At 72.6% G+C, this 22,209-nt stretch carries 21 protein-coding genes; 16 read left to right on the forward strand and 5 right to left on the reverse strand.

Annotated elements, in window-relative coordinates:
* Positions 1–76: 76 nt before the first annotated feature.
* Complete coding sequence (locus ACE37J_RS22010) at positions 77–1,093, forward strand: phytanoyl-CoA dioxygenase family protein (protein ID WP_409716113.1); 1,017 nt, start codon at positions 77–79, stop codon at positions 1,091–1,093.
* Between the two features lie 236 nt (positions 1,094–1,329).
* On the forward strand, positions 1,330–2,889 hold the full coding sequence (guaA, locus tag ACE37J_RS22015) for a glutamine-hydrolyzing GMP synthase (RefSeq protein ID WP_409716116.1): 1,560 nt from the start codon (positions 1,330–1,332) through the stop codon (positions 2,887–2,889).
* A gap of 30 nt (positions 2,890–2,919) precedes the next feature.
* On the opposite strand, the gene ACE37J_RS22020 is transcribed toward guaA, so the two are convergent.
* Positions 2,920–3,549 (reverse strand): NrsF family protein, encoded by a 630-nt coding sequence (locus ACE37J_RS22020; protein WP_409716119.1) that lies wholly within the window; start codon positions 3,547–3,549, stop codon positions 2,920–2,922.
* The gene (locus ACE37J_RS22025; RefSeq protein WP_409716122.1) at positions 3,549–4,133 is read right to left on the reverse strand and encodes a sigma-70 family RNA polymerase sigma factor; all 585 of its coding nucleotides are present in this window, start codon (positions 4,131–4,133) and stop codon (positions 3,549–3,551) included. Before ACE37J_RS22025 ends, ACE37J_RS22020 begins: the two co-directional genes overlap by 1 nt.
* Positions 4,134–4,290: 157 nt before the next feature.
* On the opposite strand from ACE37J_RS22025, the gene ACE37J_RS22030 reads away from it, so the two are divergent.
* The 8 genes from ACE37J_RS22030 (at position 4,291) to ACE37J_RS22065 (ending at position 10,770) form a co-directional block, all read left to right on the forward strand.
* Positions 4,291–4,824 carry a YHS domain-containing (seleno)protein gene (locus ACE37J_RS22030; protein ID WP_409716125.1) on the forward strand — a complete coding sequence of 178 codons (534 nt, stop codon included), beginning with the start codon at positions 4,291–4,293 and terminating at the stop codon, positions 4,822–4,824.
* A 22-nt stretch (positions 4,825–4,846) separates the two neighbouring features.
* Positions 4,847–5,164 carry a DUF2282 domain-containing protein gene (locus ACE37J_RS22035; RefSeq protein WP_409716128.1) on the forward strand — a complete coding sequence of 106 codons (318 nt, stop codon included), beginning with the start codon at positions 4,847–4,849 and terminating at the stop codon, positions 5,162–5,164.
* A gap of 52 nt (positions 5,165–5,216) precedes the next feature.
* Positions 5,217–6,068, forward strand: a complete 852-nt coding sequence (locus tag ACE37J_RS22040; protein ID WP_409716131.1) for a DUF692 domain-containing protein — start codon at positions 5,217–5,219, stop codon at positions 6,066–6,068.
* Positions 6,052–6,777, forward strand: a complete 726-nt coding sequence (locus ACE37J_RS22045; RefSeq protein WP_409716134.1) for a putative DNA-binding domain-containing protein — start codon at positions 6,052–6,054, stop codon at positions 6,775–6,777. Before ACE37J_RS22040 ends, ACE37J_RS22045 begins: the two co-directional genes overlap by 17 nt.
* Positions 6,778–6,780: 3 nt before the next feature.
* The gene (locus ACE37J_RS22050) at positions 6,781–7,365 is read left to right on the forward strand and encodes a DoxX family membrane protein (protein ID WP_409716137.1); all 585 of its coding nucleotides are present in this window, start codon (positions 6,781–6,783) and stop codon (positions 7,363–7,365) included.
* Positions 7,366–7,445: 80 nt separating this feature from the next.
* Complete coding sequence (gene typA / locus ACE37J_RS22055; RefSeq protein ID WP_409716140.1) at positions 7,446–9,266, forward strand: translational GTPase TypA; 1,821 nt, start codon at positions 7,446–7,448, stop codon at positions 9,264–9,266.
* 241 nt (positions 9,267–9,507) lie between these two features.
* Complete coding sequence (locus tag ACE37J_RS22060; RefSeq protein ID WP_409716143.1) at positions 9,508–9,891, forward strand: helix-turn-helix domain-containing protein; 384 nt, start codon at positions 9,508–9,510, stop codon at positions 9,889–9,891.
* 78 nt (positions 9,892–9,969) lie between these two features.
* The gene (locus ACE37J_RS22065) at positions 9,970–10,770 is read left to right on the forward strand and encodes an inositol monophosphatase family protein (protein WP_409716146.1); all 801 of its coding nucleotides are present in this window, start codon (positions 9,970–9,972) and stop codon (positions 10,768–10,770) included.
* Here the strand turns inward: ACE37J_RS22065 and ACE37J_RS22070 are convergent.
* Positions 10,758–11,957, reverse strand: coding sequence for an MFS transporter (locus ACE37J_RS22070; RefSeq protein ID WP_409716149.1), 1,200 nt, complete (start codon positions 11,955–11,957; stop codon positions 10,758–10,760). The two genes, ACE37J_RS22065 and ACE37J_RS22070, sit on opposite strands and share 13 nt — an antisense overlap.
* A 108-nt stretch (positions 11,958–12,065) precedes the next feature.
* The gene (locus ACE37J_RS22075) at positions 12,066–13,007 is read right to left on the reverse strand and encodes an alpha/beta fold hydrolase (protein WP_409716152.1); all 942 of its coding nucleotides are present in this window, start codon (positions 13,005–13,007) and stop codon (positions 12,066–12,068) included.
* A gap of 110 nt (positions 13,008–13,117) precedes the next feature.
* On the opposite strand from ACE37J_RS22075, the gene ACE37J_RS22080 reads away from it, so the two are divergent.
* From ACE37J_RS22080 to ACE37J_RS22105, 6 genes are all read left to right on the forward strand, one after another.
* Positions 13,118–13,735, forward strand: coding sequence for a hypothetical protein (locus ACE37J_RS22080; RefSeq protein ID WP_409716155.1), 618 nt, complete (start codon positions 13,118–13,120; stop codon positions 13,733–13,735).
* A gap of 165 nt (positions 13,736–13,900) precedes the next feature.
* Positions 13,901–16,783 (forward strand): helicase-related protein, encoded by a 2,883-nt coding sequence (locus ACE37J_RS22085; protein WP_409716205.1) that lies wholly within the window; start codon positions 13,901–13,903, stop codon positions 16,781–16,783.
* 1 nt (position 16,784) lies between these two features.
* Entirely contained in the window at positions 16,785–17,075 is a 291-nt protein-coding gene (locus ACE37J_RS22090) for an RNA-binding S4 domain-containing protein (protein WP_409716157.1), read from the forward strand.
* 82 nt (positions 17,076–17,157) lie between these two features.
* Positions 17,158–17,496, forward strand: a complete 339-nt coding sequence (gene fdxA, locus ACE37J_RS22095; protein ID WP_409716161.1) for a ferredoxin FdxA — start codon at positions 17,158–17,160, stop codon at positions 17,494–17,496.
* A gap of 282 nt (positions 17,497–17,778) precedes the next feature.
* Entirely contained in the window at positions 17,779–18,294 is a 516-nt protein-coding gene (locus ACE37J_RS22100; RefSeq protein WP_409716163.1) for a CarD family transcriptional regulator, read from the forward strand.
* 201 nt (positions 18,295–18,495) lie between these two features.
* A complete protein-coding gene (locus ACE37J_RS22105) occupies positions 18,496–18,786 on the forward strand; it encodes a hypothetical protein (protein ID WP_409716166.1) in 291 nt (96 codons plus the stop codon).
* Positions 18,787–18,843: 57 nt separating this feature from the next.
* On the opposite strand, the gene ACE37J_RS22110 is transcribed toward ACE37J_RS22105, so the two are convergent.
* A complete protein-coding gene (locus ACE37J_RS22110; protein ID WP_409716168.1) occupies positions 18,844–21,984 on the reverse strand; it encodes an ATP-binding protein in 3,141 nt (1,046 codons plus the stop codon).
* Positions 21,985–22,209: the final 225 nt, after the last annotated feature.

Below are 22,209 nucleotides of genomic sequence, written 5' to 3' on the forward strand. Positions count from 1 at the left end.
GAGGGGCGCGGGCAGGCAACGCTGGCCTTCTCCGCCCGCCGGCCCTACTATTCGGCGATTGATGCAGGAGCCTCCGATGAACCTCCTGACCCCTTTCCGGGCAGTCGGCTGGACGGCGGCGGTGTTCACCGCCGAAAAGTCCTTCGCGGCCAATCCGGTGCTCGGCTCGCGCCGGCTGAACGAGCTGGGCCTCCACCGCGCCCGCGTCGCCGCCGCCGCGCGGATGGCGGCGTTCCGGCGGCGGTTCATTCCGGTTCCGGAGGCAGACCGCGAAGCCTATGAGCGGGACGGGTTCGTCATCAGGCCGGATTATCTGCCGGCCGGTCTCTTCGAGGCGGTGCGGGCGGAAGTGTTCGGCGGGCCGCACCGGGCGCGGGAGATGCGGCAGGGGCGGACCGTTACCCGCATGATCCCGCTCTCCGCCTCGGCGCGGGCCCGCCTGCCGCAGGCGAGCGCCGTCGCCTTCGACCCGGCGCTGGCGCGGCTCGCCGGCTATGTGGCGGGGCGGACGGGCGCGGCGCTCCATCATGTGCAGACCGTGATCGCGGAGCCGGAGCGAGGCCCGCAGGACCCGCAAGCGGCGCTCCATGCCGACACGTTCCATTCCACGGCGAAATACTGGCTCTTCCTCCATGACGTGACGGAGGAGGACGGGCCCTTCATGTTCGCGCCCGGCTCGCACCGGCTGACGCCGGAACGGCTGGACTGGGAGCATCGCCGGAGCCTCACCGCGCGGGCGGAGGGGCGGGCGCATCATTCCCACGGCTCCTTCCGCATCCGGCCCGACGAGCTTGCGGCGCTCGGCTATGCGCCGCCGCGGCGCGTGGCGGTGAAGGCGAACACGCTTGTCGTGGCGGACACGTTCGGCTTTCACGCCCGGGCGCCCTCCGCGAAGCGGACGGTGCGGGTGGAGATTCACGGGCAGTTGCGGCGGAATCCGTTCCTCCCGTGGAACGGGCTCGACCCGCTGACGCTGCCGGGGCTGAAGGGGCGGGAATACGACCTGCATTTCGGGTGGAAGGATTACCGGGGGATCCCCTCGGTCTGGCGGGATGTGGGGGAGGTTCGGGCGGACGATCCGGCGAGCGTGTGAGGGGGGGTGTGACCTCCGAGGCGCAGACGCCGGGTCGAGACGGCGCCCGGCCGATGCAGCCGTTCGGGAAGGCTTGGCGCCCCTCGCCCTGCGGCTTGCGCCTCCGGGCGACGGCCCCTGCATCTCTCCACCGGAGAGATGCCGGTCGGGGCCGGGGACAGGAATGGCGAGCGACCGCGCTGCATGAAGGCCCTCCCCCGCTTGCGCGAATCCGGCCCCGCGCCTATTCCCCGCACATGACAGCGCCCGCCCATGACCGCCTCCTCATCATCGACTTCGGCAGCCAGGTCACGCAGCTCATCGCGCGGCGCCTGAGGGAGCTGAACGTCTATTGCGAGATCCACCCGTTCAACCGGGTGGACGATTCCTTCCTCGACGCTTTCGCGCCGAAGGCGGTGATCCTCTCGGGCGGCCCCGCCTCGGTGATCGACGAGGGGAGCCCGCGCCCGCCGGAGCGCGTCTTCGCGCTCGGCGTCCCCGTCCTCGGCATCTGCTACGGCCAGCAGGCGATGATGCAGATGCTCGGCGGGCGGGTGGAGCGCGGCCAGGGCACGGCGGAATTCGGCCGCGCCTATGTGGAGAAGCGGGGCGCGCTCGACCTCCTCGACGGCTGGTTCGAGGCGGGGCGCGAACAGGTCTGGATGAGCCACGGCGACCATGTGGCGGAGATCGCGCCGGGTTTCGAGGTCTTCGGCGCCTCCCCCAATGCGCCCTTCGCCATCGTGGCGGACCCGGCGCGGCGGTTCTACGCCGTGCAGTTCCACCCCGAGGTGCATCACACGCCGATGGGCGGGCGGCTCTACGCCAATTTCGTGAAGCTCGCCGGCTTCACGGGGGACTGGACGATGGCCGCCTATCGCGAGCAGGCGATCGAGGCGATCCGCGCGCAGGTGGGGGACGAGCGGGTGCTCTGCGGGCTTTCGGGGGGCGTCGATTCCTCCGTCGCCGCCGTGCTGATCCACGAGGCGATCGGGGACCGGCTGACCTGCGTCTTTGTCGATACCGGGCTGATGCGGGAGGGGGAGGCGGACCAGGTCGTCTCCATGTTCCGCGACCATTACAACATCCCGCTGATCCACGCGGACGAGGGGCCGCGCTTCCTCGGCGCGCTCAAGGGCGTGACGGACCCGGAGACGAAGCGGAAGACGATCGGGCGGCTCTTCATCGATGTCTTCGACCATCACGCGAAATCGGTCGGCGGGGCGAAGTTCCTCGCCCAGGGCACGCTCTATCCGGACGTGATCGAGAGCGTCAGCTTTTCCGGCGGCCCCTCCGTCACCATCAAGAGCCATCACAATGTCGGCGGCCTGCCGGAGAAGATGGACATGAAGCTGGTGGAGCCGCTGCGCGAGCTCTTCAAGGACGAGGTGCGCGCGCTCGGGCGGGAGCTGGGGCTCCCCGAAAGCTTCGTCGGCCGGCACCCCTTCCCCGGCCCCGGCCTCGCCATCCGCTGCCCCGGCGAGGTGACGGAGGAGAAGCTGGCGATCCTCCGCCGGGCGGACGCCGTCTTCATCGACCAGATCCGGCGGCACGGGCTCTATGACGAGATCTGGCAGGCCTTCGTCGCGCTCCTGCCGGTGAGGACGGTCGGCGTGATGGGGGACGGGCGGACCTACGACTACGCCTGCGCGCTCCGCGCCGTGACCTCGGTGGACGGGATGACGGCGGATTACTACCCGTTCACGCACGACTTCCTCGGCGAGACGGCGACGCGGATCATCAACGAGGTGACGGGGATCAACCGCGTCACCTACGACATCACCTCGAAGCCGCCGGGAACGATCGAGTGGGAATGACGGCCGCCTTGCCGGCTCCGCTCCCCTCCCTCACCACCTGAGCGCGCGCGGCGCCGCGAGCGCGCCGAGCGCGGTCATCGCGGCGAGGGCGGAGCCGTAGGAGACGAGGACGAAGAGCGGGTCGCCCGCCGGGCAGGTCGGCGCGAAGGCGAGCGCGCCCGCGGCGCCGGCGGCGAGGCCGGTGGCGGCGCCCGCGAGAGCCGGGCGGGTCGGCGCGCCGGACCGGAGCGCGGCGAGGCCGAGGGCGAGCGCCGGGGCGGAGAGCGCGAGGATCGGCAGCGCGCAGTCCAGCGCAAGGCCGAGCCCGAAGGCCGGCGCCCTGGCGAAGCCTTCAAGGCCGAGCCCGGCGAGCGCGGCGGCGGCGGCGAAGGCGAAGAGCGCCGCGGCGACCGGGCAGAAGGCGGAAAGGCCGGGGCGGGAGAGGCGGCAGGCGAGCCGCCATCCGGCGAGGCCGAGCGCGGCGCCGCAGGCGAATTTCACGATCCCGGCCCCGCCGGCGGCCGAGGCGAGGAGATCGGGCCGCAGCCCGTAGAGAAGCCCGGCGACAAGCGCCGCGCCCGCCCCCGCCGCGACGAAGGCCGCGCCGAGGCGCCGCTCGAGATTCGCGCCGCGCCGCGGCGGCCCGTCGGACAGCCGGCGGATCAGGTCCTCCGTCCGCATCACGCCCGCTCCGCCCGCGCCCGGAGGCGGGCGAGGCCGCGATGGAAGGCGACGCGCACCGCGCCCTCGCTCATGCCCAGCCGCGCCGCGGCGGCGGCGACGTCGAGCCCTTCGAGGCCGAGCGCGGAGACGACGCCGCGCTCCCGCCGCGGCAGGGCGGCGACGAGATGCGCGGCCTCCGCCGGCGCCGGCGCCGCGGCTTCCTCCGCCGCGATGCGCTCCGCCCAGTCCTCCACCGGCGCGTCCGCCGTCCGTGCGCGGGCGCGGCCGAGCCTCCGCGCGAGGTCGAGCGCCTTGTGCCGGGCGATGGCGCGGATCCAGGGGGTGATCGGGCGCCGCCCGTCCCATGTGCCGCCCTTTTCGTGGAGGGCGATCAGCGTTTCCTGCAGCGCATCCTCGGCATGGGCGGCGTCGAAGCCGAGCCGCGCGAGCCGCGCCCGGATCGGCGGGCGCAGCGCCTCCGCGACCTCCGCGAGGAGGCGCGCATAGGCCGCCCTGTCCCCCGCCCGCGCGGCGTTCATCAAGGAGGACCAGCGCCGCTCCCGCAGCGCCGCGTCCCCGGCTCCTGCGCCCTCGTGCTCCATGGCCCGAAGCTGGGCGGCGCAGGGCGCGCCGTCAACGCGCGCGGCCGGCATCTCACGTGCGCGTGAGCCGCGCGTCAGCGGCGTAACGAAGGGCCGGGCCGCCGCGAAGAGGGAGCATTGCGGCAGACGTCTCGCCGCAACGACAAAGGAGTCCAAGATGGGTTCGACCTTCCGCAACCTCGCCGCCGCCGGCGCGCTGATCCTCGGCATGGCGGGCGCCGCCTTCGCCGGGCCGCAATATCTCGACGCGAGCGGCTTCGCCGCCTCCGGCTATGACGTCGTCGCCTATTTCGACAAGGAACAGGCCCCGGTCGGCGGCCAGCAGCCCGCCCCGACGCCGGGCAAGGCCTCGATCACCGCGGAATACAACGGCGCGCAGTTCGCCTTCGCCAGCGAGGCGAACCGCGACCGCTTCCTCGCCGACCCGGCGGCCTTCGCCCCGCAATATGACGGGCATTGCGCCTTCGGCGTCGCCAGGGGCGGCAAGGTGCCGGGCGACCCGCAGCTCTGGCGGATCGTCGACGGCAAGCTCTACCTCAACCTCCAGAAATCCGTCGCGGAGATGTGGGAGGCGGACATCGCCGGCAACCTGACCGCCTCCGAGGCCAACTGGCCCGGCATCGAGGCGAAGGAAGCCTCCGCCCGCCCCGTGCCGGAACTGCCGGCCGGAACCGCGCCGCTGACCAACTGACCGACCGAAGGGAGAAGACCAGATGAAGACAGGAACCAGCCTCGCCGCCGCGGCCGCGCTCGCCGCCGCCGTCTCCGCCGTCTCTCACGTGACGCCTGCGGAGGCGCAGGCGAAGGAGAAGTGCTACGGCGTCTCCCTCGCAGGCAAGAACGACTGCGCCGCCGGCCCCGGCACGACCTGCGCCGGCACCTCGACGGTGGACTGGCAGGGCGACGCCTGGACCCTCGTGCCCGCCGGCGACTGCCTGAAATACGGCGTCGAGCAATCCGCCGGGTTCCAGCTGCCGGAGGGCCGGAAGGGCTCGCTGGAGCCGCTGGAGCGGGACCTGCCGCAGGCCTGAGAGAGCCATGCCCCGGGCGCCGCGCGGCGCCCGGGGCCGCCGGGAGGGACAGATGACCGGATTGCCGCGCCGCGCGGGCGTCTCCTTCAAGCCCGAGCATTTCGCCGCCATCATGGCGGCGGAGCCGGATGTGGGCTTCTTCGAGGTCCATGCCGAGAACTACATGGGCGCGGGCGGGCCGCCGCACCGGATGCTCTCCGCGATCCGCGAGCGCTGGCCGCTTTCGCTGCACGGCGTCGGGCTCTCCATCGGCGGGGAGGGGCGGCTCGACAGGGCGCATCTGGCGCGGCTGCGCGCCCTCGTCGAACGCCATGCGCCGGCGCGGTTTTCCGAGCATCTCGCCTGGTCCACGCATGAGGGCGTGTTCTTCAACGACCTCCTGCCGCTGCCCTACACGGAGGCGACGCTCGCCCGCGTGGCGGACCATGTGGACGAGGCGCAGGAGGCGCTCGGCGTTCCCCTCCTTCTCGAAAACCCCTCCGCCTATGTCGATCTCGAAGGCGCGACGATGGGCGAGACCGAGTTCCTGCGCGAGGTCGCGCGGCGGACCGGATGCGGGCTCCTCCTCGATATCAACAACGTCGTCGTCTCCGCCGCCAATCGCGGCTTCGACGCGGAGGCCTGGCTCGACGCCTTCCCGCTCGACCGCGTGGGGGAGGTCCATCTCGCCGGCCATGCGGTGGAGACGGGGCCGGACGGCGAGAGGCTGCTGATCGACGCGCATGACCGCGCGGTGGGCGAGGCGGTCTGGTCGCTCTACGCCCGCGCCCTCACGCGGAGCGGCCCGCTGCCGACGCTGATCGAATGGGATGCGGATATCCCCGCCCTCGACGTGCTGCTCGCCGAGGCGGAGGCGGCGGAGCGGATCATGGAGGCGGCGCGGCCCCATGCGCTCGCCGGCTGAGACCGAGGCGGCGATGGCCGCCGCCCTGCTCGACCCCGCGGCGCGCGCCCCCGGCGGCGCGCGCTTCGCCGTGCATCGCAACAATGTCGTCGCCGGGCTCGTCGCGGCGCTCGGCGCGGCCTATCCGGCGGTGCGGGCGCTGACGGGCGAGGCCTTCTTCGACGCCGCAGCCGCGCTCCACGTTCGCGCCTTCCCGCCGCGGAGCCCGGTGATGCTGCTTTACGGGGAGGCGTTTGCGGACTGGATCGAAGCCTTCCCGCCGGCGGGCGGCCTGCCCTGGATCGGGGATGTCGCGCGGCTGGAGCGGGCATGGCTCGAAGCCTTCCACGAAGCGGAGGCGGAGCCCCTTTCCGGCGCGCGGCTCGCCGCGCTTGCGCCCGGGCGGGCGGAAGGCGCGCGGCTCCGCCCTCATCCCGCGCTCCGCCTCGTCGCTTCGCGCCATCCCGCCGTGAGCCTCTGGGAAGCGTCCACCGGGCGTGGGGCCCCCGCCGTCGATCCGGCGCGCGCCGAGACGGCGATCGTCTCGCGCCCCGGCGCGGAGGTGGCGGTCCGCATCGCGGAACCGGGCGAGGCGGCGCTGGTCTCCGCGCTGCTGGCGGGCGAGACGCTGGGCGAGATGGCGGAGCGCGCGGCCGCGGGCGCGTTCGACCTTTCGGCCGAACTCGCGCGGGCCTTCGAAACCGGAATGATCGCAGAAATCGAGGAGTGAACGATGACCCTGTTCGCAACCCTTCGCGCGGCGCATGACGCCCTCTTCCGCGCGGTCGAATCCGCGCTCGGCGGCTGGTTCGCGGGCACGGCGGCGCGGCTCGTCTTCGCCGCGGTGCTGTTCGGCTATTACTGGAACAGCGCGCTGACGAAGGTGGGGGACGGGCTCGCCGGCTTCTTCACGATCTCGGACGGCGCCTATGTCCAGATCCTGCCGGCGCAGATGGAGGCGGCGGGCTATGACAGTTCGCAGATCGCGACGATCCCCTGGGGCCTGATCGTCGCGGCGGGGACCTATGCGGAGTTTCTGCTGCCGCTCCTGATCGTTCTCGGGCTCCTGACCCGCCTCGCCGCGCTCGGGATGATCGGCTTCGTCATCGTGCAGAGCTATGTCGACATCGCCTTCCACGGCGCCGACGCGGCGACGGTGGGCGCCCTCTTCGACCGGCTGCCGGGGGCGGCGATCATGGACCAGCGGGCGCTCTGGATCTTCCTTCTCGCCCTCCTCGTCGTGAAGGGGGCCGGCCCGCTTTCCCTCGACGCGGTGCTGCGCCGCAGCAACGCCCGGACGCGGATCGCCCCCGCCTGAGGCCCCGCGCCCATTCGCCCCTCGCCAAATCGCGCCGGGCGCCCTAGAGGGCGCGCGACCGGAAAGAGGAGCGGGCCCGCATGGAGCTCAGGAATATCGCCATCATCGCGCATGTCGACCATGGCAAGACGACGCTTGTGGACGAGCTCTTGAAGCAGTCCGGCGCCGTCCGCGCCAATCAGGCGATGGACGAGCGCGCCATGGATTCGAACGACCTGGAGCGCGAGCGGGGGATCACGATCCTCGCCAAGTGCACCTCCGTCGAGTGGCAGGGCGCGCGCATCAACATCGTGGACACGCCCGGCCACGCCGATTTCGGCGGCGAGGTGGAGCGCATCCTCTCGATGGTGGACGGCGTGGTGCTGCTGGTGGACGCGGCTGAAGGGCCGATGCCGCAGACGAAATTCGTGACGTCGAAGGCGCTCGCCCTCGGCCTGCGGCCCATCGTCTGCCTCAACAAGGTGGACAAGCCTGAGGCGGAGCCGGACCGGGCGCTGGACGAGGTGTTCGACCTCTTCGTCGCGCTCGACGCGGACGAGGGGCAGCTCGACTTTCCCGTGCTCTACGCCTCCGGCCGCAACGGCTGGGCGGACCTGGCGCTGGACGGGCCGAGGGACAGCCTCGCGCCGCTCTTCGAGACGGTGATGAAGCATGTGCCCGCGCCGGCGCAGATCGGCCGGGAGGGCGAGCCCTTCGCCATGCTGGCGACGACGCTGGAGGCGGACGCCTTCCTCGGGCGGCTTCTTACGGGGCGGATCGAGCAGGGCGCCGTCTCCCCCGGCGACGCGATCCGCGCCATCAGCCGCGACGGGGCGGAGATCGAGCGCTTCCGCGTCTCCAAGGTGCTCGGCTTCCGGGGCCTGAAGCGCGTGCCGGTGGACCGCGCCGAGGCGGGGGACATCGTGGCGCTTTCCGGCATGTCGAAGCCGACCGTGGCGGACACGCTGGCCGCGCCGGAGGTGAAGGCGCCCATCGCCTCCCGCCCGATCGACCCGCCGACCATCTCCGTCACCTTCGGGGTCAACGACAGCCCGCTGGCGGGCCGGGACGGGGACAAGGTCCAGTCCCGCGTCATCCGCGACCGGCTGATGCGGGAGGCGGAGGGCAATGTCGCGCTCCGCGTCTCGCCGACGGCTGAGGGCGACGCCTATGAGGTCGCCGGGCGGGGCGAATTGCAGATGGGCGTCCTCATCGAGACGATGCGGCGCGAGGGATTCGAGCTTTCGATCTCCCGCCCCCGCGTCCTCTTCCGCGAGGAGGGCGGCGAGCGGCTGGAGCCGATCGAGGAAGTCACCATCGACGTGGACGAGGAATACGCCGGCGCGGTGATCGAGAAGATGACCCAGCGCAAGGCGGAAATCCGGGAGATGCGGCCCGGCGGCGGCGGCAAGACCCGGATCATCGCCCACGCCCCCTCGCGCGGGCTGATCGGCTATCACGGCGAGTTCCTGACCGACACGCGCGGCGCGGGCGTGATGGCGCGGCTCTTCCATTCCTGGGCGCCGCACAAGGGCCCGATCCCCGGCCGGCGGAACGGCGTGCTGATCTCGATGCAGGACGGCAAGTCCGTCGCCTATGCGCTCTTCAACCTGGAGGATCGGGGCAAGCTCTTCATCGGGGCCGGCGAGGCCATCTATGAGGGCATGATCATCGGGGAGAATTCCCGGCCCGGCGACCTTGAGGTCAACCCGCTGAAGGGGAAGCAGCTCACCAACATTCGCGCCGCGGGCAAGGACGAGGCCGTAGTGCTGACGACGCCGCTCCGCATGAGCCTCGAACAGGCCATCGCCTATATCGGCGACGACGAATTGCTGGAGGTGACCCCCGGCCACCTTCGGTTGCGAAAGCGGTTGCTCGACCCGCATGAGCGCAAGCGTGAGTTGCGAAACGCGAAGGCCTGAGCGAACCGCGTCGCAAAACGCTTTGCAATCTGCGAATTTCGCGAAAATTGCGCGCGCCGCCTTCACTCGCCTTTCACGCGATATGGGCGGGGCGCGCGCGCCTCAGATAATTTCGCGCGGCTCTGCAACCCATTAGGGCGCCCGCGCGAAGTTTCGCGCATCAGGGGCGAGCACGCGCAGGTTTTGGCACAAGGCTTGCATATCAACCCTCAGGTGAGATCACTTGTGGGAGATCGTGACAATGAAGCACCCTGTTGACGTTCATGTCGGTATGCGCGCGCGGCATCGCCGCTGGATGGTGGGGATGACCCAGCAGCAGCTCGGCGAGAAGGTGGGGATCAAGTTCCAGCAGATCCAGAAGTACGAGACGGGGATGAACCGCATCTCCGCCTCCCGGCTCTGGGACATCGCGGCGGCGCTCGACGTGCCGATCTCCTTCTTCTTCGAGGGGCTCGAAGGCGCGGAGGCGCTGACGGAGGAGGCCGAGGCCAGCCGGCGCGGCGCGCAGGGCGACCTCCTCGCCGACAAGGAGGCGCTCGAACTCGTGCGCTCCTATTACGCGATCCCGGAGGCGCAGCGCCGCCGGCTGTTCGAACTCGCCCGCGTCCTCTCGGACGCCGCCTGAGGCGAAAACCATGCCGCGCGGTTGACCGCGCGGCGCGGCTGAAGGAAGGTCCGGCGCGGGGGCGGCCGGACCTTTTTCATGCGCGAAGACGAGATCGAGAGCCTGATCGGCGCGGCCCATGCGGCGGCGGACGCGGCGCGGGAGCCCATCCTGCGCCGGTTTCGCAGCCCTGGCCTCGAAGCGGAGAACAAGGCCGCCGCCGGCTTCGACCCGGTGACGCTGGCGGACCGGGAGGCGGAGGCGGCGATGCGCGCCGCGCTCGCCCGGCTTCGCCCGCTTGACGCCATCCTCGGCGAGGAGGAGGCGGCGAAGGCGGGAACCAGCGGGCTGACCTGGGTGCTCGACCCGATCGACGGCACGCGCGCCTTCCTTTGCGGGGCGCCCGTCTTCGGCGTTCTCGTCGCGCTGCATGACGGGGCGCGGCCGGTCTTCGGCCTGATCGACCAGCCCTTCACCGGCGAGCGGTTCGCCGGCGGCTTCGGGCGGGCGGAGTGGCGGCGGGGGGCGGAGACGCGCCCGCTTCGCGCGCGGCGGGGCGTCTCGCTGCGGGAGGCGACGCTCCTTTCCACCTTCCCCGAGATCGGGACGGAGCGGGAGCGCGAGGGCTTCCGCGCCGTCAGCGGGCGGGCGCGGCTGACGCGCTACGGGCTCGACTGCTACGGCTATGCGCTGCTGGCGCTCGGGCAGGTCGACCTCGTGATCGAGGCGGGGCTGCAACCCTATGACGTGCAGGCGCCCATCGCGGTGATCGAGGCGGCGGGCGGGATCGTGACGGACTGGCGCGGCGGGCCGGCGGATGCCGGCGGGCAGGTGCTGGCCGCCGGATCGCCGGAGATCCACGCGGAAGCGCTCGCCCTCCTCGCGCCCTACGCGGCCTGACGGGGCGGGCGGAGCAGGACGACCATCGCCGCCGCCGCGACCTCAAGCCCGACGAGGAGCGAGAGCGGCCAGCCATAGCCCCCCGCCGCGTCGCGGAAGAGGCCGACCGCGCCGGGCCCGAAGGCGTAGGCGAATTGCTGCGTCGCCGTGGCGAGGCCGACGACGCGGGCGAAGTCGCCGGCCGGGAACTCCCGCTGCACGATCAGCGACGGCAGGGTGATGAGATTGCCGACCGAAAAGCCGTAGATCGCCGCGCCGGCATAGAGCGCGGCGTCGGAAGGCGTCGCCAGCATCAGGACGAGCGCCGCCGCCTGGGAGAGCATGGAGAGCGCGGCGGCGCGGCGCTGGTCGATCCGGTCCACCACCGCGCCGAAGGCGAAGCGGCCGAGGATCGCCGCGCCGGTCGCCGCCGTCAGCGCGAAGGCGGCGCCCTGCGACCCGAGGCGCGGCGCGAGCCAGGCGACGAGATGCACGAGCACCGCCGCCTGCACGAAGAGCGCGACGCAGAAGGGCGCGGAGACCGCCCAGAAGGCGCGGGAGCGGAGCACGCGCCCCCTGCCCTGCGGCGCGGCCCGCGCCGCCGCCGCGGCGGGGTCGACCGGCGGCGGCCCCATCGCGAAGAGGGCGACGAGGACGAGCGCGGCGAGGATCACGAGGGCGGAGCCGCGCAGCGCCGCCTCGAACCCCCAGGCGTGGATCGCGGCGACGAGCGCGGGCGCGACGATCACCCCCGCCGCGCTCGCCCCGTTCATCGCGAGGCTGAGCGCGAGGCCGCGCCGCCGGTCGAACCAGAGGCCGATCAGGGTGGAGACCGCGGCGCCGGAAAGGCAGGCCCAGCCGCCCGTCATCACGAGATAGGCGAGGAGAAGCTCCGCCTTCGTCTCGATCCCGCCGAGCATCCAGACCGAGAGGGAGAGGAGCGCGGCCCCGAGCAGCACGAAGCGGCGCGGCCCGAGCCGCGCGACGAGGTCGCCGACCCAGACGATCGCCGCCGCGCCGATCAGGGAATAGAGCGTCGTCGCGCCGGAGACGAAGCCGGTGGACCAGCCCATGATCCGCGTCAGCTCCGCCACATAGACGGAATGGCCGTAAAAGCCCCAGCCCCAGGCGCAGAGCGCCATGACGAAGCACCCGGCGACGACGCGCCAGCCGGGATGGGCGAGGGCGGATTCGGGCGGCGGGGTCATCCCGGGGCGTGTGCGCACAGGCTGTGCAAGGGGGTCATGCCACTGATTCTGTTATGACTTCCGGATTCCGGAGAAAGTTCCGCCGGCGCGCCCCGGCGCGGCGGCTCCTCAAATCCCGACCTCGCGGAAGAAGCGGTCGATCCGCCGCCAGAGGCGCGCGCGGACCGCCTCCGTCTCCACGAAGAGCTCGTGCCGGGCATGGGGGAACTCGATGAGCCGGCAATCCGGCGCGCGCGCGACGAAGGCGCGGACCGTCTCCGCGGAGACCACCTTCTCCTCCCCCCCGAGCCCGACCAGCATCGGACCGCCGGGCGGAATGGCCATGGCGAGCGCCTCCGTCTCCTCCAGCGCGGAGCCGAGCCAGCGCAGCGTCGGCCCGGCGAGCGCGAAGCCCGGCTCCGCCTCCAGATGCTTGACGAACCATTCGAAATGCTCCCGGTCCCCCGTCAGCAGGTTGCCCTCGAACGGTTGCGAGAGGACATAGGGCTGCTTCGCATTCGGCGCGGGCGCATAGGCGCTCTCGAACCCGAAGCGGCGGGAGAGCGCGACCATCGTCTCCGCGGCGAAGCGGAGCATGGGCGTCATCTCGATCCCCAGCATCGGGGCGGACATCACCGTGGCGACGGGGCTCACCCGCTCATCCAGCAGCGCCCGCATCCCGATGCAGCCGCCCATCGAATGGCAGAAGAGGACGCGCGGCCCCGGCAGCCCGGCGATCTCGGGCAAGGCGAGGAAGGCGTCCACATCGCGCTGATAGGCGGCGAACTCGCCGACATGGCCCTTCAGCGGATCTTCGAGCGCGCGGTCGGAGAGGCCCTGCCCGCGCCAGTCCAGCGTCGCGACGGCGAAGCCGCGCCCGACGAGGGCGGAGACGACGCGGCCGTATTTCTCGATATATTCGCTCCGCCCCTGGAAGATGAGGGCGACCCCCCTGCCCGACCCTTCCCAGACCGCGGCGCGGATGCGGCGGCGGCCCGCGCGGAGCCAGAAGGCGCGGCCATGCTCCGGCGCCTCGGCGAGCTGGCAGTAGAGCGGCGCGGGCGCGCTCATCGGCGGCGCCGCGGCGCGGAGGGAAGGCCGGGCTTCAGCATCTCTCTCCCCGTCATCCGTCCTCGCTTCGGCCCTTGCCATAGTGGGGGCCGCGCCCCATCATCCCCAACATGGTCCAGGTTGCAATCCGCCCCGCCGCCTATGCCGCTCTCCTCTGCCTCGCTTTCGGGGCGGCCTCGGCCCAGCCCGCGGCGGCGCCGGAGGAGCTTTCGCCCGCCCTCGCCCCCGCTCCCGAGACGGAGACGCGGGAAGAGGCGCTCGACCGGCTCTTCCTCGAACTCGCCGCGACGGAAGAGGAGAAGGCGGCCGAGGCCATCGCGGAGGACATCCGGCGGCTCTGGGCGAAATCCGGCTCGGACAGCATGGACTTCCTGCTGGAGCGGGCGCGCAAGGCGCTGACCGAGAAGAAATACGACCGGGCGCGGATGCATGTCTCCGCCCTCACGCGCCTCGCCCCCGATTTCGCCGAGGGCTGGAACGCGGCGGCGACGCTCGCCTATCTGCAGGAGGATTACGGGCGCGCGGCGGTCGAGATCGAGCGCGCGCTGGCGCTGGAGCCGCGGCATTTCTCCGCCCTCGTCGGCTTCGCCATGATCCTCGAAAAGGTCGAACGCAAGCAGGCCGCAATGGCCGCCTGGCGCGAGGTGGAGCGGCTCTATCCCGCGCTCCCCCGCGCGAAGGAGGCCGTGCGGCGCCTTGCGCCCGAAGTGGACGGCCGCGACCTCTGATTCCCCTCGCCGGAGACCCGGATGGACGACTTCGCCGAGCCTGGGCCCCGAGGGGGCCCCGCGGGGGGGCCCGCGGCGCCCCTCTTCGACACGGGCCGGAACGCCAGCGTTCTCGCCGTGCTCGGACCGACGAACACCGGCAAGACGCACCATGCGGTCGAGCGGATGCTCTCCCACACATCCGGAATCATGGGCTTCCCGCTCCGGCTTCTCGCGCGCGAGGTCTATGACCGGGTCGCGGCGATGCGCGGCCCGGGCTCCGTGGCGTTGCTGACGGGGGAGGAGAAGATCACGCCGAAAGCGGCGCAGTTCTATATCTGCACCGTGGAGGCGATGCCGCTGGACTGGGGCGCGGACTTCATCGCGGTGGACGAGATCCAGCTTTGCGCCGACCCGGACCGCGGGCATGTCTTCACCGACCGGCTGCTCCGCGCCCGCGGGCGGAAGGAGACGCTGTTCCTGGGTTCCGAGACGATGCGCGGGCGAATCGCGCAGCTCCTGCCCGGCGCGAAGATCGTCACCCGCCCCCGGCTCTCCACGCTGAGCTGGGCCGGGGAGCGGAAGATCAGCCGCCTGCCGCCCCGTTCAGCCATCGTCGCCTTCTCCGCCGACCAGGTCTATGGCATCGCGGAGCTTCTCCGCCGCCGGAAGGGCGGGGCGGCGGTGGTGATGGGCGCGCTCTCCCCCCGCACGCGGAACGCGCAGGTCGCGCTCTACCAGAACGGCGATGTCGAGCATCTGGTGGCGACGGACGCGATCGGCATGGGGCTCAACCTCGACCTTTCCCATGTCGCCTTCGCGGGGACGGTGAAGTTCGACGGACGGCGCCCCCGCCCGCTCACGCCGTCGGAAATCGCACAGATCGCCGGGCGCGCCGGGCGGCACCGCGCGGACGGCACCTTCGGCGTGACGGGGGAGGCCGCGCCCTTCTCCGACGACGTGCTGGAACAGGTGACGACGCACAGCTTCGCCCCCGCCGGCCCGCTCGAATGGCGGAACGCCGCGCTCGAATTCGGCACGGCGCCCGCGCTCATCGCCTCGCTGGAGGCGCCCGCCCCGCGGCCCGGCCTGCGGAGGGCGCGGGAGGCGGATGACCTCCTCGCGCTCCGCGAACTCTGGCTCGACCCGGAGATACGGGAGATGACGCGCGGCGGCGCGGCGGTGAGGCGGCTCTGGGACGTTTGCCAGATCCCCGACTTCCGGAAGGTTTCCGCCGCGGAGCATGCGCGGCTCATCGCGCGGATTTACCGGTTCCTCCTCTCGCCGGAGGGCGCTATACCCTCCGACTGGATCGCGGGCGAAATCGCGCGGCTGGACCGGACGGAAGGCGGGATCGACGCGCTTTCCCGCCGGCTCGCGCATATGCGCACATGGTCCTATGTGGCGAATCGCGGCGGCTGGCTCGCCGACCCCTCGGAATGGCGCGGCCGCGCCCGCGAGGTGGAGGACCGGCTCTCGGATGCGCTGCATCTCGCGCTCACGCGCGAGTTCGTGGATCGTCGGACTTCGGTCCTGATGCGGCGGTTGAAGGACAGGGAGAGCCTGGTGGCGGAAGTGGACGAGACCGGCGCGGTGACGGCCGAGGGTGAACATCTGGGGCGGGTCGAGGGTTTCCGCTTCACGCCCGATCCCGGCGCTGCGCCCGAGGAGCGGCGGCGCCTGCAGGCGGCCGCGCTCGGCGCGCTCCAGGGCTGGTTCGCCCACCGGGCGGACCGGTTCTACAACGCGCCGGACGGCGAGATCGAGCTGACCGAACAGGGCGGCCTGATCTGGGGCGAGGTCGCCGTGGGGCGGCTTGAGCCGGGGGCGGACGTGCTTACCCCCACGGTCCGCGCCTTTGCGGAAGAATCGCTCGACCCGTCGGTGATCCAGAAGATCGAGCGGCGGCTCGGCCACTGGGTGACGCGCCGGGTGGCCGCGCTCTTCGCCCCGCTCGTCGCGATGCGGGACGACGAGGCGCTGAAGGGCATGGCGAAGGGGCTCGCCTTCCAGCTCGTCGAGGGGCTCGGCGTGCTGGAGCGGCGCCCCATCGCGGAGGACGTGAAGGCGCTCGACCAGGAGGGGCGCGCGGCGCTCCGCCGGCATGGCGTGCGGTTCGGACAGCATTCGGTGTTCATGCCGCTCCTCCTGAAGCCGGCGCCGACGCGGATGCGCCTCGTGCTCTGGGGGTTGAAGGAGCGGCTGGACGAGATCCCCTCCGCGCCGCCGCCCGGCCTCGTCACGATCCCGAAGGTCGAGGGGGCGCCGGCCGGCTTCTGGATCCGTTCGGGCTACCGGCTCGCGGGGGCGCGGGCGATCCGCATCGACATGCTGGAGCGGCTGGCGGACCTCCTGCGGGACCGGGACGCGCGGGCGGGCTTCGAGGCGGCGGCGGAGATGCTCTCCATCACCGGGCTGACGCTGGAGCAGTTCGCGGACCTGATGGGCGGGCTCGGCTACGACGCGCAGCGCGGGGAGCGGCCGAAAGGGGCGCGCGCGCCCGAGGCGAAGGCGGCGGGCGATGCGCCCGGGTCGAATGCGGCGGGCGATGCGCCCGGGTCGAATGCGGCGGGCGATGCGCCCGGGTCGAATGCGGCGGGCGATGCGCCCGCGGGGGCTGCGCCGGGCGTGGAGCCGGCCGGCGCGGAGGCGGCGCCGGCGCAGGAGGCTCCGGCGGAGCCGGCCCCCGAACCGGAGCCCGGACCCGAACAGGAGCCCGCACCGGAGCCCGGACCCGAGATCGCGGCGGAGGCGGCCGCCGATCCGGCGACGGTGGAGACGGAGGTGTTCTACACTTTCACCATCGCCCGCCGCCCCCCCCGCCATCAGCGGCGGGAGGCGCGCGAGGGCGCGCCCGGCGAGGGGCGGAACCGCCGCGAGGGCGGCAAGCCGCGCGGGGAGAAGCGCCGCGGCGATGCGGCGGAGGGCGGCGGCGGGCGCGGGCCGAAGGACGGGAAGAAGCGCGGGCCGAAGCCCGAAGCGGCGCAAGCGGCGGAGAAGCCCCGGCGCCCCGAGAAGGCGCCGGACCCGGACAGCCCCTTCGCCATCCTCAGCCAGCTGAAGCGCTGACTTGGCGGGAGCGGAGACGCCGGAAGCCGCGCTCAGGGTGGACAAGTGGCTCTGGCGCGCGCGGTTCTTCAAGGCGCGAAGCGGCGCCGCCAAGTCGGCCGAGGCGGGGTTCCGCCTCAATGGCGAGCGTTCGCAGAAGGCGCATCAGCTCGTCCGCCCCGGGGACGTGCTGACCTTCCGCCAGGCGGGCGACGTCCGCGTCGTCCGCGTTCTCGCGCTCGGGGAGAGGCGCGGGCCGGCGCCGGAGGCGGCGCTGCTCTACGAGGATCTCGAAGCCGGGGCGGAGGGCTGAGCCCGCCTTGCTCCCGCGGGCGCGGCGGTCTATGTCGCCTTTCGGCGCGCGCGCCGGGACGGACGGGGCAAGGAAGGACCGGATGACCTACATCGTCACCGACAACTGCATCAAATGCAAATACACCGACTGCGTGGAAGTCTGCCCCGTCGACTGCTTCTACGAGGGCGAGAACATGCTCGTCATCCATCCGGACGAGTGCATCGATTGCGGGGTCTGCGAACCGGAATGCCCGGCGGACGCGATCCGGCCCGATACGGAGCCGGGGCTCGAACAATGGCTCGACGTCAACACGAAATTCGCCTCGCTCTGGCCGAACATCACGATCAAGAAGGAGCCGGACCCGGAAGCCGAGAAACATGACGGCGAATCGGGCAAGTTCGAGAAATACTTTTCCGAGGCGCCGGGCTCCGGCGACTGAGCGGCCCCGCGCGGCGTCAACCGCCCGAACCAGCGCCGCAAGGGGCTTCCGCCCGCCTCCGCCGCCCCCGCCTGAAACGCGGGAGTAGCGAAGGGGCGTTTTTTCTGCTATATATATGTGACAAGCGCGCCCCCTTCGGCGCCGGGATGCTGCGCGCAGCGTTCGGCGGGAGTTGGCGCAATCTGGTCACCGGCGATCATCTTCATCCGAGCGGGATGGGGGGATGGCCTTCGCTGCGCCTCAGGGCGCAGGCGCAAGAGAAAGCGGACGGGAACAGCGAAAATGACAAGCACGAAGACGAAGGGCGATTTCCGGGCGAACGACTACGTGGTCTATCCGGCGCATGGCGTCGGCCGGATCATGTCCATCGAGGAGCAGGAGATCGCGGGCGTGCGGCTCGAACTCTTCGTCATCTCGTTCGAGAAGGAGAAGATGACCCTTCGCGTGCCGACGGCCAAGGCGAATTCGGTCGGGATGAGGACCCTTTCCTCCCCCGATCTCGTCGCCAAGGCGCTTGAGACGCTGAAGGGCCGCGCGCGGGTGAAGCGCGCCATGTGGTCCCGCCGCGCACAGGAATACGAGCAGAAGATCAATTCCGGGGACCTCATCTCCATCGCCGAAGTGGTGCGCGACCTGCACCGGGCGGAGGACCAGCCCGAGCAATCCTATTCCGAGCGCCAGCTCTACGAGGCGGCGCTGGAGCGGCTGACGCGCGAGGTTGCGGCCGTCGAGCGGCTCGACGAATCGAAGGCCGCGCGCCGGGTGGACGAGGCGCTGGACGGCAAGAAGGCGGCCTGAGCCCCGCCGACGAGACTGCGAGGCGCCCGGCCGGAAGCCGGGCGCCTTCGTTTTCGGGGCGGGCCGGTCAATCAAGTTTTTCTTGACCGAAACCGCGCATCTCCCCGTTGCGCGGCGCGCGGGCGAGCGTATTTTCGGCGGCATGGGCAGGTTCGCGCGGCGAAGGCGCCGCGGCTCTCTCGGCCCGCTTCGGAGATCGTCATGAGCGCCATCATCGGCGTCGTCCTCTTCGCCGCAGGCGCGGCGATGTTCATCCTGTTCCGCGTCATCTTCCCCGACCGGCCCGGCGAGACCCCGGCGGGAGAGCTCATGGCGCAGCTCGCCAGCGTCCTCATCACCGGCCTCTTCGCCGGCGGCGCCGGGGCCTTCATCGACTTCGCCGTGAGCCACGACGACGCGACCGGCTATGTCTGGCTGGCCGCGGCGCTGGGCGCCACGGTCGTCCTCATCGCGCTCGCCATGCGGATCGGGCGCCGGGCCCGGACGGCCTGAGCGCACGGCGCTGCGAGCCGGAACTCGCCGGCCCGCCGGGGGTGGGGGGAATGGCCTTCACTCCCGCCGGGCCGCGCCGACGACCGGTCGCGTGAGCGCCGCCGACGGCGCACGGAGCATCCGCGCGGACATCCCGAAGCGGGCGGCGAGGGCGGCGCCCTCGCGCTCATGCGCCCTGGCGCGGTCGACGGCGCCGAGGCCGCGTTCGAGGAGCGCCGCCGTCGCATGGACGCGCGGCGCGAAGAACCGGTCCCCCGTCGTCTCCGCCCGTTCGAGCGCCTCGCCCGCGGCGGCGAGGCCGGCCTCGTGGCGGCCGGCGGAGAGGAGCGCTTCCGCCTGCAATCCGCGCCAGTTCGCCATCTGAACGCCCGCCCCCGTCGCCGCGAAGATCTCGAGGCCGCGTTCGATCCCGCCGAGCGCCTCGTCCGCATCGCCCAGCCGGCTTTTCGCCCATCCGCCGAGGACGAGACCGGTGCCGAGCCAGAACGCGAAGCCATGCTCCTCCCCCAGGCGCGCCGTCCGCTCCGCGAGGCGGAGACATCCTTCCGGGTCATCCTCGAACAGGAGATGCTCGGCGCAGAGCGCGGCGCCGATCGCCTCCGCGAAGGGATTGGGAGAGGCGGCGGCCAGCGCCTCCGCGGACCGGCGAAACGAAGCGGCCTCTTCGGAACGGCCGACGAGGCTGGCGCCCCAGGCGGCGTAGGCGGCGCAGGTGACGGCGGCGTTCTGCGCCGGAGCGGAATCCGGCGCCCAGCCGCCGAGGAAGCCGAGCCCGGTCTCCAGATGGCCGAGCCCCTCTTCGAGCCGGCCGAGATGGATGAGGACGGAGCCCATGGCCGAATGCGCCTGAAGGCTCAGCGCGGCGCTTTTCGCCTTACCCGCCATGCGGAGGAGGCGGCCCGCATGAGCGCGCGAGGCTTCGAGCTCGCCCCGCACCCAGGAATGCACCCAGAGGCCGACGCCGATCCGGACGCTGGCGTCGGCCGAGCCGACCGTGCGGTTGAGCGCCCGCGCGCGGTCGAGCGACTCGCCCACCTCCGCCGCGCCGAAGCCGCGCAAGGCGATCAGCGCCAGCGTCTGCGCAAGGCGCAGGCGCAGCTCCGCCGCCGCCATCCCGGGGTCCCCGGCGTCGATCAGCGCGAGCCCCGCCGCAGCGAAGGCGGCGGCCTCCCGGTGCGCCGAGCGCCCGATCGCCGCGCGGCAGGCGGCGGACCAGCACTGAACGGCGCGCGCCGCGTCCCCCGCCTCCTGATGATGCCATGCGAGCGTCTCGGGCCGCGTCTGCGCCGCTTCGAGGCGCCGGGCGATTTCGGCATGGAGCGCCCGGCGGTCCGCATCGGCGATCATCGCGTAGGCGGCTTCCTGGATCAGGATATGGCGGAACCCGAATCCCTCGCCGTCATCCGTCAGAAACCCGGCCTGCGCGAGATGTTCGAAGTCGCGCGCCGTCTCCGCCGCCTCCCGCCCGAGCACGGGCCCCGCGAAGGCGGGCGTGACGCGCTCGCCCATGACGGCGGCGACGAACGCCGCCGCGCGCAGCCCGGGCGGGAGCGCGCCGATCCGCGCCGCGCTCACGGCCTGCACGGAGTCCGGCAGGTTGCGCGCCGGGTCCGCGCCGGCCTGCGCCGCGAGGGCGAGCTCCTCGATGCAGAACGGGTTCCCCGCGGCGCGGCGCAGCATCGCGTCCTCCGCGGCGCCGTCGAAGGCCGCGCCGGCCGCGCTCTCCCGCAGCAGGCGCAGGCTGTCCTCCCGGTCCAGCGTCGGGAGATGGAGGATCGCCTCGCAGAGATCGGGCGCCGCGGTCGGGCGCGTCGTCAGGACGAGGAGAAGGCGCCATGGCTCGCCCCGCGCCACCAGTCGCGAGAGGCAGGAGCGGGAGGAGGCGTCGATCCAGTGCGTGTCCTCGAAGACGACGACGAGCGGGCCATCCGCCGTCGCCCGCTCCAATATGCGCTCCACCAGCACCGCGCTCCGCCGCCGCCGCTCCCGGTCCGACAGGGCCTGCAGCGCGGCGGCCGTCGTCGCGGCGTCGCTGAACAGCTCATGGAGGAGCGCTTCGTCCGCCGCATCCGCCGCGACGAGGGGCGGGCCGGCCGGGTTCAGCGCCAGGCATAGCGCGCGGACCGGCGCGAGCGGCGAGTTCACGAGCCCCGGCAGGCAGTTGACGATGACGCTGCGCACGCCCTGCGCGGGAAGGCCGGCGGCGAATTCGGCGACGAGGCGGGACTTTCCGATTCCGGCCGGCCCGGACAGGGCGACGGCCCGCCCGCCGCCGCCGAGCATCCGCTCCAGCGCCGCGGAAAGGAAGGCGATTTCCGCGCCCCGGCCCACGAAGGCGGTGATCCGCTTGAACGGGCGGGCGGGGATGCCGGCCCTTGGCCGGGGCCGCGACAGGACGACATGGCCCATAGGCGCCGGGGCGCATTCCGCCTCGTCGCCGAGCTGGAGCCGCGCCGCCTCGCTCACGAGGATCCGACCGGGCTCCGCCCCTCCGGCGAGGGCGGCCGCGCCGCGCTCGAGCCCGGTCGGGGGCGCCCAGACGTCGCCCTCATCCGCTTCGCTCAAGGTCATCGCGCCGACATCGACGCCGAACCTGAGCGAGGCCGCGCCGCCCGGAGCGGCGTCCTGCAAGGCCGCGGCGCAATAGAGCGCCCGCCGCGCGCCGTCTTCGAGCGAGGGGGCGAGCCCGAAGGTCGCCGTGAACCCGTCCAGCAGCATCCGCGAGAGGGCGCCCTCCTGCCGCTCCACGATCCGCCGCGCCTCCGCCAGGAAGGCCGCGAGGCCGCTCTCGTCGGACGCGCCGCCCTCGACCTTGACGCAGAGCGCGGCGACGAGCCGCCGCTCCCGCACGATCAGGGCCGCGGAGGCCGGCTCCGCGCCGCCCTCTTCCGCGCCCTCTGCGACCGAGACATCCCCCGCGAAGCGGAAGCCGAGGCCGTGATGGGTCCTGATCGCCCCCCGCCCCTCGGCGCCGAGGACCCGGCGGAGATGGCTCATCGTCGTCTGGAGCGCGGCTTCGGAGACGTTCGGGGGCCAGAACGCATCCAGCAGCTCCCGCTTGGTCACGACCCGGTCGGCGTTCCGCAGCAGATAGGCGAGAAGGTCCATCGCCCTCGGCTGGATCGCCGCGCGCGCCCCCGCCCGCAGCAACTCCCGCCGCTCCGTGTCGAACTCGAAACACGAAAACCGATAGATCATCATACGCCCTGCGAACGCGACACGGCGGGGAACGGTATCGCCGGCCCCCGGAAGCGTCCAGCGCGGGCTTCGGCCCCTGCTCAGAATTCGCTCAGAACATGCTCAGGACCGGGCCGGCGCCATCGGTTAACCAATCGGCAGGTGGGTTTGTCGACGTCGCAAGAGGATCGCGTCATGCGTCAGGCTCAGCCGTTTCTGCCCGCCCCCTCTCTCGCCTTGGAGGGC

The sequence above is a fragment of the Pikeienuella sp. genome (genome assembly GCF_046290545.1).
Lineage (GTDB): Bacteria > Pseudomonadota > Alphaproteobacteria > Rhodobacterales > Rhodobacteraceae > Pikeienuella.

Bases quoted from the DNA above. Each gene is read 5' to 3' on its own strand.
- ACE37J_RS22020 (WP_409716119.1), bottom strand. From the start codon at position 3,549: ATGCGGACGGAGGACCTGATCCGCCGGCTGTCCGACGGGCCGCCGCGG.
- ACE37J_RS22075 (WP_409716152.1), bottom strand. From the start codon at position 13,007: ATGAGCGCGCCCGCGCCGCTCTACTGCCAGCTCGCCGAGGCGCCGGAG.
- fdxA (WP_409716161.1), top strand. From the start codon at position 17,158: ATGACCTACATCGTCACCGACAACTGCATCAAATGCAAATACACCGAC.
- ACE37J_RS22085 (WP_409716205.1), top strand. From the start codon at position 13,901: ATGCTCTCCCACACATCCGGAATCATGGGCTTCCCGCTCCGGCTTCTC.
- ACE37J_RS22110 (WP_409716168.1), bottom strand. From the start codon at position 21,984: ATGATCTATCGGTTTTCGTGTTTCGAGTTCGACACGGAGCGGCGGGAG.
- ACE37J_RS22060 (WP_409716143.1), top strand. From the start codon at position 9,508: ATGAAGCACCCTGTTGACGTTCATGTCGGTATGCGCGCGCGGCATCGC.
- ACE37J_RS22040 (WP_409716131.1), top strand. From the start codon at position 5,217: ATGACCGGATTGCCGCGCCGCGCGGGCGTCTCCTTCAAGCCCGAGCAT.
- ACE37J_RS22065 (WP_409716146.1), top strand. From the start codon at position 9,970: ATGCGCGAAGACGAGATCGAGAGCCTGATCGGCGCGGCCCATGCGGCG.
- ACE37J_RS22050 (WP_409716137.1), top strand. From the start codon at position 6,781: ATGACCCTGTTCGCAACCCTTCGCGCGGCGCATGACGCCCTCTTCCGC.
- ACE37J_RS22070 (WP_409716149.1), bottom strand. From the start codon at position 11,957: ATGACCCCGCCGCCCGAATCCGCCCTCGCCCATCCCGGCTGGCGCGTC.
- ACE37J_RS22105 (WP_409716166.1), top strand. From the start codon at position 18,496: ATGAGCGCCATCATCGGCGTCGTCCTCTTCGCCGCAGGCGCGGCGATG.
- ACE37J_RS22010 (WP_409716113.1), top strand. From the start codon at position 77: ATGAACCTCCTGACCCCTTTCCGGGCAGTCGGCTGGACGGCGGCGGTG.
- ACE37J_RS22025 (WP_409716122.1), bottom strand. From the start codon at position 4,133: ATGGAGCACGAGGGCGCAGGAGCCGGGGACGCGGCGCTGCGGGAGCGG.
- guaA (WP_409716116.1), top strand. From the start codon at position 1,330: ATGACAGCGCCCGCCCATGACCGCCTCCTCATCATCGACTTCGGCAGC.
- ACE37J_RS22080 (WP_409716155.1), top strand. From the start codon at position 13,118: ATGGTCCAGGTTGCAATCCGCCCCGCCGCCTATGCCGCTCTCCTCTGC.
- ACE37J_RS22100 (WP_409716163.1), top strand. From the start codon at position 17,779: ATGACAAGCACGAAGACGAAGGGCGATTTCCGGGCGAACGACTACGTG.
- typA (WP_409716140.1), top strand. From the start codon at position 7,446: ATGGAGCTCAGGAATATCGCCATCATCGCGCATGTCGACCATGGCAAG.
- ACE37J_RS22045 (WP_409716134.1), top strand. From the start codon at position 6,052: ATGCGCTCGCCGGCTGAGACCGAGGCGGCGATGGCCGCCGCCCTGCTC.
- ACE37J_RS22030 (WP_409716125.1), top strand. From the start codon at position 4,291: ATGGGTTCGACCTTCCGCAACCTCGCCGCCGCCGGCGCGCTGATCCTC.
- ACE37J_RS22035 (WP_409716128.1), top strand. From the start codon at position 4,847: ATGAAGACAGGAACCAGCCTCGCCGCCGCGGCCGCGCTCGCCGCCGCC.